Origin of the sequence: Spiroplasma endosymbiont of Notiophilus biguttatus, from assembly GCF_964030985.1 — a bacterium.
In the GTDB taxonomy this organism is placed as follows: domain Bacteria; phylum Bacillota_I; class Bacilli_A; order Mycoplasmatales; family VBWQ01; genus Spiroplasma_E; species Spiroplasma_E ixodetis_A.
In genome coordinates, this window is the sequence record NZ_OZ034993.1 from 133522 (window position 1) to 149913 (window position 16392).

At 24.4% G+C, this 16392-nt stretch carries 15 protein-coding genes; 9 read left to right on the top strand and 6 right to left on the bottom strand.

What is annotated here, in order from left to right; genetic code table 4:
• The first annotated feature begins 27 nt into the window (after positions 1-27).
• From AAHM85_RS00875 to AAHM85_RS00885, 3 genes are all read left to right on the top strand, one after another.
• Entirely contained in the window at positions 28-852 is an 825-nt protein-coding gene (locus AAHM85_RS00875) for a TrkA family potassium uptake protein (protein ID WP_342260619.1), read from the top strand.
• 358 nt (positions 853-1210) lie between these two features.
• The gene (locus AAHM85_RS00880; RefSeq protein WP_342260620.1) at positions 1211-1906 is read left to right on the top strand and encodes an IS1595 family transposase; all 696 of its coding nucleotides are present in this window, start codon (positions 1211-1213) and stop codon (positions 1904-1906) included.
• 482 nt (positions 1907-2388) lie between these two features.
• Positions 2389-2577 (top strand): hypothetical protein, encoded by a 189-nt coding sequence (locus AAHM85_RS00885; RefSeq protein ID WP_342260621.1) that lies wholly within the window; start codon positions 2389-2391, stop codon positions 2575-2577.
• Here AAHM85_RS00885 and AAHM85_RS00890 read toward each other — a convergent pair.
• Positions 2574-3363 (bottom strand): IS5 family transposase gene (locus AAHM85_RS00890; RefSeq protein WP_342260622.1). Its coding sequence is split into 2 segments (ribosomal slippage): positions 2574-3101 and positions 3103-3363, totalling 789 coding nucleotides; the frame shifts between segments, so codons are not numbered across the junction. The two genes, AAHM85_RS00885 and AAHM85_RS00890, sit on opposite strands and share 4 nt — an antisense overlap.
• A 661-nt stretch (positions 3364-4024) precedes the next feature.
• Between AAHM85_RS00890 and AAHM85_RS00895 the strand changes: the two genes are divergently transcribed.
• Entirely contained in the window at positions 4025-4156 is a 132-nt protein-coding gene (locus AAHM85_RS00895; protein ID WP_338986839.1) for a hypothetical protein, read from the top strand.
• A gap of 199 nt (positions 4157-4355) precedes the next feature.
• Here the strand turns inward: AAHM85_RS00895 and gatB are convergent, their stop codons facing one another.
• From gatB to ligA, 4 genes are read right to left on the bottom strand one after another with little or no spacing between them, the layout of a single operon-like run.
• A complete protein-coding gene (gene gatB / locus AAHM85_RS00900; RefSeq protein ID WP_342260623.1) occupies positions 4356-5795 on the bottom strand; it encodes an Asp-tRNA(Asn)/Glu-tRNA(Gln) amidotransferase subunit GatB in 1440 nt (479 codons plus the stop codon).
• Positions 5788-7260, bottom strand: coding sequence for an amidase family protein (locus tag AAHM85_RS00905; RefSeq protein WP_342260624.1), 1473 nt, complete (start codon positions 7258-7260; stop codon positions 5788-5790). The genes gatB and AAHM85_RS00905 overlap by 8 nt, the downstream gene beginning before the upstream one ends.
• Entirely contained in the window at positions 7250-7564 is a 315-nt protein-coding gene (gatC, locus tag AAHM85_RS00910; protein ID WP_342260625.1) for an Asp-tRNA(Asn)/Glu-tRNA(Gln) amidotransferase subunit GatC, read from the bottom strand. Before gatC ends, AAHM85_RS00905 begins: the two co-directional genes overlap by 11 nt.
• Positions 7557-9572: an NAD-dependent DNA ligase LigA gene (gene ligA, locus AAHM85_RS00915; protein WP_342260626.1), complete on the bottom strand. Its 2016-nt coding sequence runs from the start codon at positions 9570-9572 to the stop codon at positions 7557-7559. Before ligA ends, gatC begins: the two co-directional genes overlap by 8 nt.
• 346 nt (positions 9573-9918) lie before the next feature.
• Here ligA and AAHM85_RS00920 point away from each other — a divergent pair, with 346 nt between their 5' ends.
• Positions 9919-10155 (top strand): hypothetical protein, encoded by a 237-nt coding sequence (locus AAHM85_RS00920; protein ID WP_286640752.1) that lies wholly within the window; start codon positions 9919-9921, stop codon positions 10153-10155.
• A gap of 61 nt (positions 10156-10216) precedes the next feature.
• Here the strand turns inward: AAHM85_RS00920 and AAHM85_RS00925 are convergent, their stop codons facing one another.
• Positions 10217-10909: a superoxide dismutase gene (locus tag AAHM85_RS00925; RefSeq protein ID WP_342260627.1), complete on the bottom strand. Its 693-nt coding sequence runs from the start codon at positions 10907-10909 to the stop codon at positions 10217-10219.
• A 185-nt stretch (positions 10910-11094) separates the two neighbouring features.
• Between AAHM85_RS00925 and AAHM85_RS00930 the strand changes: the two genes are divergently transcribed.
• The 4 genes from AAHM85_RS00930 (at position 11095) to AAHM85_RS00945 (ending at position 15925) form a co-directional block, all read left to right on the top strand.
• A complete protein-coding gene (locus AAHM85_RS00930; RefSeq protein ID WP_342260628.1) occupies positions 11095-12171 on the top strand; it encodes a type II CAAX endopeptidase family protein in 1077 nt (358 codons plus the stop codon).
• An 11-nt stretch (positions 12172-12182) separates the two neighbouring features.
• Entirely contained in the window at positions 12183-13112 is a 930-nt protein-coding gene (locus tag AAHM85_RS00935; protein ID WP_342260629.1) for an RluA family pseudouridine synthase, read from the top strand.
• Between the two features lie 137 nt (positions 13113-13249).
• Positions 13250-15166 (top strand): hypothetical protein, encoded by a 1917-nt coding sequence (locus AAHM85_RS00940; protein ID WP_342260630.1) that lies wholly within the window; start codon positions 13250-13252, stop codon positions 15164-15166.
• A gap of 21 nt (positions 15167-15187) precedes the next feature.
• On the top strand, positions 15188-15925 hold the full coding sequence (locus tag AAHM85_RS00945; protein ID WP_342260631.1) for an Abi family protein: 738 nt from the start codon (positions 15188-15190) through the stop codon (positions 15923-15925).
• Positions 15926-16392: the final 467 nt, after the last annotated feature.

Genomic DNA, 16392 nt, shown 5'->3' on the forward strand with positions numbered 1-16392 from the left:
AATATTATTTAAGGAAGAAGGATATAGATGTCTTCATCAGAAAATGATTTTTGTGTCATTGGTTTAGGTAAATTCGGAATTTCAGTTGTTAAAACTTTAGAAGAATTAGGTAAAATTACATTAGCTATTGATAAAAGAGAAGACCGTTGTCAATTAGTTTCATCAATAGCTTCTGAAACTTTAATTTTAGATTCAACTAATCGTGATGCATTAGATGATGCTGGAATTCACAAAGTGCAAAATATTATTATTGCTATTGGTTCTGATTTAGCAGCTTCAATTGTTACTGCTGTTCATGTTTTAGCAATTCATCGTGAACACAATACATTATCATCACTTAATCTTATTGCTAAAGCTGTTGATAGTACTCACCAACTAATTTTAGAAGCAATTGGTATTACTAATATTATTTTATCTGAAACAGAAGCTGGTAAGAAAGCTGCATATCGTGCTATTTGAAAATTAGGAGTAGATTTAACTACAGTTGATGAAAAGTACTCAATAGCTAATGTAATTGTTAAAAATACTAAGTTTACAAATAAAAAACTAGAAACTTTAAAAATTCCTAGCAATTATAAAATTAACTTAGTTGCAATTAAACGTCATGGTAAAGTTATTATTCCTAGTAGAAATGAAATATTAATGTTAAATGATGAATTATTATTTATTAGTTCTAATGAAAATATTAATTCTGTTTGTAATGATTTTTCGATTGGTGATACTAATAAAATATTTGAGCCTACTATCATTAAAAAGGTAAAGAAAAAGCGTTCATTTTGAAATTGATTCAGTAGAAATAAGAAAAAGAAAAAATTAAAGAAAAAGGAAGTTAAGAAAGAAAAAAAACACTAATAAAAAAACAAAATTAATGATAAGAAAATAGTTTTTTATTTTTAGAAATATTAATGTATTATCATTGTAATAAAATTGATATATTTTAACTTAAATATAAGTTTTTAACTGATTGCTTTATTTTTAAAGTAAATAGGTTTTTTATTTTTTTGAAAGGAAAATATTATGTATACAATTGAAAAAAATAAAAAAATATTAATTAAACAAAATCTTTTCAAAAAAAATTAGATAAAAAAATAGAACAAATTTTTAAAACAATTCAAATTAATGATAAAAATTTAATCAAAGAAAGAATACCGAAACATAACTGAAAACCTGAGCTTGGAACTAAAAAACGGACTTCTCTCCACATGTACTTGTGGAGAGAACAATGAAACTGAATGAGTTCAACATTGTTTTTCAAACTGAACAGCAATGTCTTGCATATATAGCAAATTTGAAAGAAAACAAATGTATTAGGTGTTCTAGTTTTAATTTGAATACTTCTGATTTAAAAAGAATAAGATGTTTGAAATGTAATCAAACATTTAGTATTCTCACGGGTACCATATTTTCAAGGTCACAAACATCTTTAAGATCATGATTTTATCTCATCTTTAGATGAATAAACACCAAACATGGAATTCCGTCAACTGATGTTTCAAAAGAATTGGGAGTGACCTTAAAAACAGCATGGAGAATAGGTCATAAAATTAGAACACGTATTGCAAAACAAGAACCTCAATTTATTGTTGAAGGCACAGTGCAAATTGATGAAATGTATCTTTCACATATGGCTTTTAAAAAACAAGGAAGATCCTTGAAAAATAAAACATTGATTGTTGGCATTTATGAAAAAACAACTAATAATTTAATTGTGAAAGTATTGAAAAATGCAAAGAGTAAAAATTTTTTGAATTTTGCAAGAAGCCACATTTCTTCAAAATGTCATGTATATACTGATGATTGAAAAGGATATTGCGATTTCAAATTGGTTTTCCCAAAACATAAAACAGTTAACCAACAAGATGGTTATGTTTCAAAAACTGGTGTAAATACCAATCAAATTGAATAAGTTTGAAAACATATAAGAAGAACATTTAAAACACATATCAAAGTTGCAAAACATCATGTTTATTTATATGCCAAAGAAGCTGCATATAAATTCAACAAGATACCTAGTTTTGAAATTGTAATGCTGTGTTTAATTTAAAAATGTGGGGAGAAGTTCGTAGATACGCTTTTCTCAGCATTTATGTGATAAAATTAAAAAATAGTACATAAAGAGAGAAAAGCGCTAAAAAATTAGAATATGCTCAAAGTCCTAAAGGGAAAGTTATAGAGTGAGATGATACTCAAATTTGCAAAAATTCAAAAGAGATTAAAACAAAATATGCGACAGTAATAGTAAATCAAAAAGCTGATGATACAATAATGCTTTCTAACATCGTACCAATACCAGTAACTCAAAATAATGAAGAACAACAAATAGTACACAAGTAAGATATATTTAACGTTAAAGATTTATCTAATGGTATTAATAAGATTGAAATTAATATGTTTGAAAGATCAGATGTACCTAAAACGCCCGAGATTATTGATATCATCTTAGATATATCAGAAAATAAAACATTTTCTGATATTAATGATTTCTTTGATGTTGTTAATACTAAAATTGAGATATTTGAAAGACCAGATGTACCTAAAACACCAGAGATTATTAATATCATCTTAGAACCTGTTTAGAATCTTTTTAATAAAATTGAAATAAAGGAAAGAACAACCATTTGTAAACTAGTATTTAATTTTCTTTCACAATTTTTTCATAATCTTCTACATTTTTCTAATCAAGCAAAACTTCGCTCTACAACTCATCTTTTTGGTAATACTACAAAAGAATGTAATTCATTACGTTTTACAACTTCAACATTCGCATTTATAATTGTTTTGATTGCAGAAGCAAATTTTTCACCAGTATAACCAGCATCTACTATTATTTTTTGAACTGTAGAAAGATTTTCTTTTTCATTTTGAATCATTATTATAGAACTATTACGATCTGTTTTTTCTGCTGTAGTTACGTAAATTGCATGTGGTAAACCTTGAGAATCAACAGCAATATGACGTTTTATTCCTGAAATCTTTTTACCAGCATCATAACCTTTGTTTTTAGTAGTATCTGTATTTTTAACACTTTGTGAATCAATTATACAAAAACTGGTTTTTTCTTTTCGATGATTATTGATACGAACTTTTCTAACTAATTTTTTTTAAAATTAATTGTCATATGCTAGGTTCTTTACCATTATTTTTACTTCAAATTTGAAAATAATAATATACAGTTTGTCATTTTGGAAAATTTTTTGGTAACATTCTTCATTGACAACCACTTTTTAATACATATAAAACTGCACAAAATACTTCATATAAATCTAAATTTCTTGGTTTTGTTTTCTTTTTGACATTTTCTAAAATTAATCTTATGTTCTCAAATTGTTCTTTAGTGACATGACTTGGATAATTTTTATGCATATATACCTCTTATTTTAAAATATATAGTAATTTTACCTTATTCTCTAAAAGATTCTAAACAGGTTCTTAGAATTAAATGATGAAATAAACAATTATTCATATAATTTTCAATTAACTAGTTTAAAAGAGATTTTTTACCAAAAATACTGGAAGATTTTATTAATTTTAAAAAAATAAAAGTATTAAATTTATTTATTAATAAACAAATTGAAAAAGATAATTTTTCTAAAAAACATTTAAAGAAAATTTTATTAAAAGTATTAAGGTTTAGAACTTATTTTAATAGTAAATTGATAGAAACAGAAAGCGGTTTACTAACTTTAAATAGTAAAATAAAATTTTTATGAAAAGAAATTTTTGATAGGGACATAAAGTTTTTACAAAAACAACAGCAGAAGTTCAAACAAAAAAATATCTTGATAGAGAATCAAAAGACAAAATTAAAAAAAATATTAAAGATATTAAAGATAAATTAGAAAAAGAATTAAAAGCTGATTATCAAAATAATAAACTTACTAATTTTAAAGTTCTTTTAGAAATACCAAAAAAATCAAATTTTAAAATAGCATCTTTAGAAAAACAAATTACTAATTTAGAAATTAAACAATATGAATTAAATGATCAAATCCAGACATTACAACAAAAAAATAATGAATCAAATTTGAATCAAAGAAATATTAATAATCAAACGATAACTATCCAATTAAATAAACCAGAATTGACAAATAAAACATTAGTTAATAATTTAACAATGTCATTACAATTTTTAAGACCAACAAGTAATTTTAATTAAAATTAAGAAAGTTACTTAAAAGATTAAAAATAAAAATTTTATTAAATATTCATTAATTATTATTAAGGCAAATGATGATTTAGTAATCAAAGAAAATTTAATTGAAGATGTAGATTAAATAAAATATTAGTATATAAAATTGATATTAAAAATATTCAAACTATAATATAAAAATTCATAATTAAAAATTGATTGAAAACTAATTATAGTTTTCAATCAATTTTTTTAATATTTCTTTAGAAACATGTGGATTTGCTTGTCCTTTAGTTAGTTTCATTAATTGACCCATAAAAAATTTCATTGCTTTTTCTGGATTGATTTTATAAATAGTAATCATATTTTCATTTGCTTTTAAAATTGTAATTAATATTTTTTCTAAATCATTACTATCACTTACTAAAGTAATACCTAATGTTCTAATAAGGTCGGTAGGACTTTTTTCACTATTAATCATAATTGCATTTAATAACTGTTTACTTTGTTTATCATTAATTTTTTGTTCATAAACTAGACTAACTAATTGTGATAGATTATTAGCAGTAAGTTCGCTGTTTTTAATAGTAGTGTTATTAGTATTACAATAAGCTTGCACAGGACCTACTAAATAATTAAAGGTAGGTAATGTTAAATTATTAATGGCAACTGTTTGTTCAAAAATAGTTAATATTTCTACTTTGTCAATTAATAAATTAATATCTTTTGTTGGTAGATTGTATTGTTTTTTTAATCTTTCCATTATTTGTTTAGGCAATTCAGGAAGATTTTTAGCAATCATTTTAATTCATTTTTCATCTAGTTGAATTGGAAAAATATTTGGTTCAGGAAAGTATTTATAATCAATTTTATTTTCTTTGCTACGCATGCTAACAGTTTTATTAGTTTTTTCATCAAATCTTCTAGTTTCAAGATTAATTTTTTGTTTTTTATTTAAAATATTAGTTTGACGATTAATTTCATCATTTATTGCTAAAGTAATATTATGTGTAGAATTTAAGTTTTTAATTTCAACTTTGGTACCTAAAGTATCACTGCCATGTGGTTTTAACGATATATTAATATCACATCGTAATGAACCTTCATTCATTTTAGCATCACTAACCTGTAAATGAATTAATAATTGACGTAGAGTATTAACATATGCTACTACTTGTTCACTTGTGCTAAAAATTGGTTTAGTAACAATTTCTAATAAGGGAATTCCTGTTCGATTATAGTCTAATAATGTTTTTTTATTATTATGAATTTGTTTTGCTGTGTCTTCTTCAATATGTAAGCGTTCAAAACTAACAATAAATTCTTCATTATTTACAACCATTGGTAATTCACCATTTGTACCAATTGGATGAAAAAATTGTGTGATTTGATAACCTTTAGGTAAATCGGGATAAAAATAACTTTTTCGATCAAAACGTAATAGTGGATCAATATTCATTTTTAAAGCAGTACATGTTTGAATTGCCATTATAATAACAGCTTGATTAACTGTTGGTAATGTTCCTGGATATCCACAATCAATGGCATTAACTTGACTATTTGGTTTTTGACCAAAAGTATTGGCGGCGTTGGAAAAACATTTAGTTTTAGTTTTTAATTCACAGTGGATTTCAATACCCATTACAACATCATATTTATTATTCATGATCATCACCTAGTAGTTTATTATTAAAATTAATTTTTTTACTTAAAAATGAAGCAATATTTAATATAACTTGATCATTAAAAGGTGCACCATTAATATTAAAACCAATCGGTAAACCATTAACAGTAGTTAGTGGAATATTAATGCTTGGTCCACCATTTAAGTTAGAAAGTAGTAGTAAGTCTTCTAAATAATCATGTTCACTTTTAATAACTTTTTTTTGTTCTAATACATCTTTAATTTTTGGCGCTGAATTAATATTTGGCATAATAATGAAAGCATCATATTTTTTAAAGATAGTATTTAAATGTTCAACAATTAATCTTCTTACTTTTTTAGCTTTGTTAAATAATTCCTCTTGATGATTTTCAGATAAAGCATATGCACCGATAATGTATCTGCGTTTTACCATATCACCGAAACCAAATGTTCGTGAATTAGTCATAACTTCTTGATAATTTTTACCATTTTTACGAACACCAAAATTAATGCCGGTTAAATTTGCGTGGCAACTGGTTGCTTCAGCAAAAGAAATAATCATGTAGACTGGTAATAATGATTGTAATAATTCTTTATTAAATTCAATTTGTTGAACTTTTGCACCACCATCAGTTAAATGCTTTATTGCTTCATCAAAACTAGATTTAACTATATCATTTCACTGATAATCATTATAATTTAAAATAGCAATATTTTTACCTTCTATATTTTGATTTAAGTTTTGAGTATAGTTTTTTTCTTTACTTTGAACACTAGTAAAGTCTTGTTCATCGAATAAAGTAATACTATCCAAGACAATGGCAATATCTTCGACATGATTAGTAAATATACCGACTGTGTCTAAACTTGGAGCATAAGGAAAAACACCATTTCGTGAAATTAAACCATATGTTGGTTTAAAACCAACAATACCACAATAAGCGGCAGGTTTACGTACTGAATCACCAGTATCTGTTCCTAAAGCAAATGGTACAATTCCAGCAGCAACTAAAGCTGCACTACCACTAGAACTACCACCAGTGATATGTTTTAAATTCCAAGGGTTTAAGACGTGACCAGTAGCTGCATATAAACCATCTCCACCCATTCCTAGTTCATCAAGAGCAGTTTTAGCTATATTAATGGCTTTATTATTTGTTAATAACATATTAACAGTACTGTCATAATTAGGAATAAAATTAGCAAGAATTTTTGATGAACCTGTTGTTAAGAAATTAATCGTAGCAATATTATCTTTCATTACAAATGGAATTGCTGCTAATAAATTATCATTAATTTCTTGTTCAGTAATTAATTTTGTTTGTTTAATGGCATTTTGTTCTAGTGAAGTAACAACAGCATTTAATTTTTTGAATTGTTCTAGTCGTTTGTATACTAATTTAGTTAATTGATCTGGAGTAAGTATTTTTGTTTTTAATAATTCATGAAGTTGACGAATTGAAAGTTGGTGGTAATTAATTTTCATGATTAATCACCTGATTAATACTAATGTAATCATTTTCAACTTCTGGAGCAATACTTAAAACACTTTTAGATGTTAAATGAGATCCAACATTATCGGATCGTAATAAATTATTAATAATAGGAAATGGGTAATTTAAAGGTTCAATATCATTTGTATTAATATTTGTCACAATTTCCATTTGTTTTTCAATAGCTCTAAATTCTAGTAAAAGATTTTCACATTGTTCTTCGCTTAAATTGAACATAAGTTCGTTAGCAAATTCATGTAGCATTTTTGTTGTCATTTTCTTTTCAATTTTATCCATTTTTTGCTACCTCTTTCAATAAATTTTGTAATTGCTCTTCATTAATAATTTTAACATTAAGTTTGCGTGCTTGTGTTAATTTATTTCCTGGATTTTCACCAACAATTAAATAAGAAGTATTATTGCTAATAGTATTGGTGATTTTAGCACCATAGTTATTTAATAATTCAATGAATTCGTTACGACTTTTAGTTAAAGTTCCTGTTAAGACAAAAGTTTTACCATTCAATACTTGTGATTGGTTTTTTTGTAAATAATTAAAGTTAAGTTTAAAGTTTTGCAAGTTGGTAATTAGTTGTTGATTAGTAGGATTAAGGAAATAATCAATAAGACTAGTAGCAATTGTTGGACCAATTTCATTAGTATTAGCTAGATCATCAAAGGTTACTTCCATTAAGTTACTTAAAGTTAAATATTTTTTTGCAAGAATAATTGCTGTTTTTTGGCCAACATGGCGAATTCCCAAACCAAATAAAAGTCTTTCTAAAGAATTTTGTTTTGATAGAATAATTGAATTAGCAAGATTAGTGAAAGATTTTTCACCAAAACGTGGTAATGATAGTATTTCTTTTCGTAAATTAACTAAATTGTAAATATCACTAATAGTTTTAATTCATTTTAAATCTAAAAAACGTAATAATATTTTTTCATTTAAACCAATAATATCCATAGCATTTCTTGAGCAGAAGTGCATTAGTGATTTAAGAATTCGTGATGGACAATCACTATTAATGCAAAATTGATCAACTTCTGGCGGAACTTGTTCTAATTTTGTTTTACAAACTGGACAATGGATAACTTTTTTAAAAATAATATTGTTTATTTGACGATTACTAATAATTGGGGCAATTACTTCTGGAATAATATCACCGGCTTTTTTAACACTTACTAAATCATTAATACGTAAATCACGATTAATAATGTAATCACCATTATGAAGTGTGGCAAAAGTAACGGTAGTACCAGCAATTATCACTGGTTGTAATCTAGCATTATAGGTTATTTTTCCTGTTCTACCAACAGTTGGAAATATATCTAAAAGTTTAGTAACACTATTAACAGCAGGAAATTTATAAGCTATTGCTCATTTAGGTGCCTTATTAGTTCTTCCTAACATATCATAACTGGTTAGATCATTAATTTTAATGACAATACCATCAATTTCATATGGTAATGTATTTCTTAACTTTTCATATTTCTGAATATAAGTTCATACTTCTTCAATATTTTTACATAATTGTCATTCTTCATTAATTTTGAAACCATATTTTTGTAAGGTAAATAATGCTTGTTTATGGGTTTTAATATTATCATTAGTAGCATTAATATAATAGTAAAGAAAACCATCTAATTTTCTTGAATTAACAATATTAGTATCAAGTTGGCGAATAGTACCGGCTGCAGCATTGCGAGGATTAGCAAAGAGTGGTAAGTTTTGTTGCTGTTGTTTTTCATTAATGCGATTAAATTCTTCTTTACTTAAATATATTTCTCCTCTTACTTCTAATTTAGAATTAATTGGTATTGTTTTTGGTATTGTTTTGATTGTCAAAATATTATTGGTAATGTCTTCACCAGCAATACCATCACCTCTGGTAGCGGCAGTTTTTAATTTTCCTTTTTCATAAGTTATGGAAATTGATAGACCATCAATTTTTAGTTCACAAACATATTCAATGTTATTTTCTGATAATGTTTTTTTAATTTGTTGATCAAATTTTAGTAAATCTTCATAGTTAAAGGCATTACCCAAACTTAGCATTGGTTGTTGGTGAAAAATTTTTGTTAAAGAATTAAGTGGTTTATTACCAACAGTTTTAGTTGGAGAATCGTTACTATTAAATTGGGGATATTGTTCTTCTAATTTTATTAATCTATGATAGGCGCTATCATAAACTTGATCACTAACAGTAGGTGCATCTAAAACATGATATTCATAATTTCATTGTTTAATTTGGTTTCTTAATTGTATTATTTCAGTTTTAATATCATTATTTTTGTTACTCATATTACTTTCTCCCCTAATTGGTTTGTTAATAAGACATAATTAATTATAAATGAATTATTACTTTAATTGTAATATTGTTTTATAAAAGTATAATTTAGTGATGTAAATAAAATAAATAAATAATAATATACATTTTTAAAAAAAAATGATTATAATAAAATTAGTATTAAAAAATAATGGCTAATTAAGTATTTGGTTTTTAAACTCCTGTTAAGTTTATTTGGACTTAAAGGTTTTTTTATATATAACTAGACACATTTTTTAATATTAACCTTTGATAAGTTTTTAAGTATAGTATTAAAACTAAAAATAATTATTTTAATTTTATATGAGTTAGGAGTAAGTTATGAAAGATACATATGCATCTGTTCGTTTAGCACAAAAGCCAGAAAATGCTTTTGCTTGTCATCGTTGTGGTAGGGTTATTTTAATTGCCGAATTTTTAGAAGCAAAAAATATTCAATTGAATTGTAATCGATGTGGTTTTAAAAAGCATGTTGAAAAAATCAAAATAGAAAAAAAAGCAGAAATTAAAAAAACTAGAATTGCTGCTATTTCTTCCAAAAATTCTTCTAAAAAATAACTTAGCTTAGATTAATATTAATAATATTATAAAAAAGAACTCGGTTGAGTTCTTTTTTTACTTATTTTTTAGTTTTTTCATTTAAATACTCTTGATAATTATTATTTACTTGTTCTCAATTGATAACTTTTAATAATGCTTGTAAGTATTTCTCTTGTTCATTTTTATATTGCAGATAATGTGCATGTTCTCATACATCAATAGCGATCAATGGGTACATGTTCAAGAATCATGGATTGTCTTGATTAAAAGTTTTGTATAGTCTTAATGTACCATTATTGTCAATTACTAATCATGCTCAACCACTTCCAAAAATATCGATGGCAGTTTTTGTTAAAGCAGCTTCAAATTTTTCATAAGATTCAAAGCGATTAATGATTGCTTTACCAATAGTTGATTTTTCATTAAAACCTTTATTTTTCCCCAATAGTGAAAAGAAAAGATTATGATTAATTACTCCCCCACCAAATTGTCGAATGCTACTTTGTAATTTTTTTACATTACAAGTTTCTTTATCCTCACATATATCTTCTAATTTACAATAATTACTTAATAAACGATTTAGTTCCCCTTTAGTTTCAAGATTATAATCAGAAAAAACTTTCGGATGTTTATCCATTACTAATTTTAAAGAAGTTAAATATTTCTTATGAAGTTCTTCATAATGATGTTTCATTGTTTCTTGTGAAATATAAGGTTCTAAAGCATCATAATTATATGGTAAATCGATAATATTAATCTTGTATTTAGGCATTCTTTTCTATGCTCCTTTTCTTTTTAAACTCTTCACATATAAATATTGCAGTACAATATAATAAATTAATGTAAAATTACAAGTTTATTATATTACAAGATTTCTCACTATATGTTATACTAAAAATTAATATTAAATACTAATTTTACTAACAAAGGGTGAAAGTTTTCGTGCAGTACTTATACATGTTTAATAAAAAATCTAATCAAATTAATGTTTCTCACAACAATGATATCATACGTAGAATTAATGTAAACCAAACTGATAACATTAATAGTAATAATTTAGAAAAAAATGAACAAAAACAGTCATTTATTGATAAATTTACTTCAAAATCACTTAGTTGTGATGACACCAATAATTTTAATTTCAAAACAGCCAGTTGAACTCTAACAATAATTTATCTTATATCTTTTATTATAATTCCAATTCTTTATAGTTTAATCAAAACTTATGCTGTTAAAGATACTAGTCAAAGTTCATTTCTTAGTCTTTTTATTTTTAGTTTATTGCCAATTTTTGGCTTAGTTGTTTCGCTTGGTATTGATTGAGAAACTATGATTAAAAAAGGTGGGTGAGCTGCTTATAGTCATAGTGTATTTGGTTTTATTAGTGTAGTATTTGTTCTTTTATTTTTTATTGCAACAAAAGTTATTAGTGGTAAAAATGATGATGTAACTTCGCTTGCTACTACATTTTTAATTCAACAGTTATTTCAATTGTTAGGATCAATTTTAGTATTAATATTTTGTAGATCATTACTTGAGAGAATTATTACTACTTTAAAAGAAGCAAAATTAGATTTAATAACTTGAGTTACCATTTTTGCTGTTATTGGTAGTGTTTTAAATGTTATTTTCAACATAATTCCTAATTTTAGTCAATTTAATATGTTAACAAATAATAATACTTCAAAAAATCAAGATGTTTTAAATTTATTAATGAATAGTCCATATGGCATTTTTGTTTTAGTTCTTAGTACTATTTTTATTGCTCCAATTAATGAAGAAATATCATATCGTCATGGTACTTTTACCATTGTTCGTTATCGTTGGTTAGCATATGTTGCTTCATTAATTTATTTCCCATCAATGCATGTTATGAATAGTGGTGATTGAAATAATATTATTGGTTATTTAGGATTTAGTATTATATTACCCTTATTATTTATAATGACAGGGGGTAATACTACATATACTATTGGTTTACATGCTTTTTCTAATCTAATTGCAACTATTTCTGGTTTTATTAATAAAAATTAAAAGGAGAAATTATGACTACCTTAACAATTACTGCCAATGATGCTGATCAAACTTTAATTAATTATTTAAAAAAAGTATTTAAAACACTACCATTGTCAAAAATTTATCGTTTATTTAGAACAAAAAAAATCAGAGTTAATAATAAAACTACTACTGATTTTAAATATCGCTTACAAGAAAATGATTTAGTAGTCATTTATGAAAGCAATTTAGTTGTTAACTATAAACCAGAAAAAATTACTAAAGAAGCACCAATTGAATTGTTTTATGAAGATGATAATTTTTTAATTGTTAATAAAGATCATAATATTGTTGTCCATCAACCATATGATTCTTGCTTAGATAACATGGTAAAATATTATTTACAACAAAAATACCCTAAAAAGAAACGTGAGCAAACGTTTAATATTAGTCATCAGTATCGTTTAGATAAACTAACTAAGGGTTTAATTATTTATCCAAAAAATAAAATGACACAAAACGCACTTCATAATGCTACTAAAAATGCTCAAATTATTAAAAAATATTTGGCTATTTGTTCTGGTCAATTAACTAAAAATTTAAATATATCTGGTTATATTACTCATGATGAGTTAACAATGAAAATGAAATTTTCAATTGAACCAAGTGAACAAAGTAAAAGTTGTAGCACTATCTTTACACCAATATTTAATAGCAAAGACTTTACTTTAGTTGAATGTCAATTGGTTACTGGTAGAAAACATCAAATTCGTAGTACTTTACAATTTTTAAATTTACCAATTGTTGGTGATACTAAGTATCGGTCAACAATAGTTACCCCTAATAAAATTGCATTATTTGCTTATTATTTGTCATTTAATGATTTAGAAGAACCATTTGCTTATTTGAATGATCAAAAATTTATAATAAAAGATTTAAAAACAGATTTAATTAAACAGATTAAAAAAGAAAAATGATAAAATTACTCTATACTAATATAATAGATTACATTTTTATTTTTAATAGTGATTAATAATATTGAACTTTTAATTTTGGGTTGTTAACATATTTAAGTAAAAAACAAAATTAGTTTTATTTATATAGATTGGGTGAAGTAATGACAACTAAAAAAGGTATTTTTAATACAATTGTTGGTGTTATCATGACAATTGTTATCTCTATTTTACAGTTAACTTTTCTTTATGTTACAGGTTTAGCATATGGTGAAAAAATTAATGGTTTAATTCGTGTTATTATTTCTTTTTTGACTTACCTTAGTTTGACAGAAGGAGGACTTGGTTTAATTACCATTTTTTCTTTATATCGTCCTTTACAAAATGATGATTATGAAACTGTCAACGATATTATTAATACGACAAGAAAAAATTATCATCATTCAGGAAGAATATATTTAATTATTCTTGTTAGTGCTGGTTTTATTTTAGGATTAGCTAGTGTTCATTTACCAGAAATTGGTTTAGATATGGAAATTCCTTTTTGACAAGTAGCACTTATTATTATTTCTTTAGGATCACGTGAATTAATCTTTTTTTATTTTAGTGGTGCTTATCAAAATTTAATTCAAGCTGATCAAAAAGGTTATTTAAATCGTTTAATTTTTATTTTTTCAGAGATTATTATGTATATTTTACTAATGACATTATTAGTTATTAGAAAGTCTGATGGTAAACCAATAGATATGTATATTCCTTTTTTTGCTTATTTTGTTTGTGGTGTATTAAAAGCATTTGTTACTTTTATTGTTATTAAAATTGAATATCCGTGATTACAACATAAAAAATGAACACAACAAAAAAGAATGCTAGAACAATCGTGATGAGTAGCCCTGAATCGTTTACCTGACATGATTATTTCTAACATTGATATTATTTTAATTACTTTATTTTTATCACTGACAACAACATCAATTTACACTATTTATATTATTATTGCCACAACAATGCGCTCTATTGCTTTAATTTTAATTAGTTCTTTTCGTGAAGTTTTTGGATATTGAATTGCCAAAAGTGGACGAATTAGATGAACTGTGTATACTAAATTTGAGTTATATGCTTATATGATTGCTGGTTTCTTATTTATTAATCAATTTATTATTACTCAATATTTAGTGTCTGCTTTAAGTATTACAAATATTAATAACTCTGATGGTAATTTTGATTCTTCAAAAAATCTTTTTATTAATTTATTTTTGTCACAACCATGATTTATTTTACTTTTATCTTTAAAAAATACAATTCAAGTGGCAACTGAACCAGGAAAAGTTATTGTAAATGCTACTGTAAAACACAAAGAAACAATTTGAGGTTCATATATTCAATCAATGATAAATCTTATTTTAGGTGTTATTTTAGGTTGAATACTATCAAATTTAGGCTGAAAACATCAAAGTTATCAATATTTATCATTAAGTTTATATATGATTCTTCTATCAAGTTGTATTGGTTGAGTTTATCGTTTAATTTCAATCTGAGTTTATGTTTGAAAACATTTGACGTATAATAGTGATTTACGTTTTATTATTCAAAATACTTTAGTGTTAATTATTCCAATTTTAGCAGTAACATTATTTGGTTGTCTTTATTTCTTTGATAAATATCCACCAACATATAATTTCACAGATTATAGTTTTGTATTACGAGTTATCGGTTATTCATTATTGTATTCGTCAATTTTAATTTTTGGTTTAGCAATGACTATTAATTTTCGTCAGTTTTGATCAATTTTTAATTTTAAGAAATTTTTTACTAATTTATTTTCACGTAAACGTAAGCAAAAAGCATTTATGAATCAAGAAGTACAAGAATTTTTTAAAGATAGTAATAAACCTAAAAATAACTTTACTAATAAAACGTTTGATTGAACTGCTACTTATCAAACTACCAATATGAATGTTGATGACTTTATTGAACAAGAGTTGTTACGAAGAAAAAAAGAAGAAGTAGATATTAAAAGTGAAACAAAAGAATCTGAAAATTCTTCTATTCGCGTTGGTATTTATAAAATTAGAGGTTAGTTTATTTAAGGAGTGAATTACATGTTATTAAATGAAGAATGATTTGCAGAAAATATTGTTGAAGAAAAATATTTAGAATTATTAAAACGTAATTATCCTCAACATCAACTTAAAGATTTATTTTTATTAAACATTGATTTACGTTTATTGTATTTAAAACATATTTTAATGATTGAAAATTCTTTAAAAAATGTTTTATTACATCAACTTTTTAATGATAATGTTCAAAATTTAGGTAATGCTACTTTTCTTAATCCAGAACACCTAGCTCAAATGAAAACAGCTTTACGTTTGATTCGTGCTGGTTATAATAAATATAATAGAAGTGGTGTTTTAAAATCACGAACAATACGCAGTTTAATAGAAGTTATGTCATTTGAATGAACAATGAAATTATTACAAACTTTAAATGATAAAAGTATCGCTAAGATTGCTCATTATTTTGGTATCAAAGAATTTAATGATAGTAAAATTTTATTAGAACAGTTAGAGTATATTAAAGATGTTCGTAATTATTTATCACATAATTTTAAAGTATTAGCAATTCAATTTAAGTATAAAGAACGGTTTGCTTATTATGAACAAACTTTAAGTGCTAATAATGATCATCATTATTTGCACTTATTAATTACTCGTTTTTCTAGTAAAAACCAATTACTAGTGCCCTTTAATGTTGATTATGAAAATTTATTTAATAGTTATGATGTTAAAATTCATGATTGTATTAAGGAAGATAATCAAACTATAATCCATACTTAATATAGAAAAATTATTAAATTTTAGTAGATTTAATTAAGTATATTATAATGATATCAATTAATTACTAGTGTAAAATAAATGAAATTGAAGAAAGTAGGAAAAAAATGAAATCAGAGTATAATGAAAAAAAGATTTAAATATTACAGAATTAAAGCGACTGACTTATTAAAAGAGTTATTTCCTGAGGAAATTATTAGTAAAAAAAATCTTTTTCAGATAATAAATGATTTTTATAAAAACTTAGAAGTAAAATATAAAGGGGCGGTTGTCAAAAATTCGGAATAAATTAGTTCATATATAGTCTTATTATGCTTAGACAAGAAATAATTTGGCATTTTATGTAATTATAAATTTATCTTACTACTATTTTAAAAATATTACAATTAAAATACTCAATTTTATAAATTATAAAAACATTTTAATAATTTAATTAATATAAATATATAACAAAAATTCTTATTAACTTT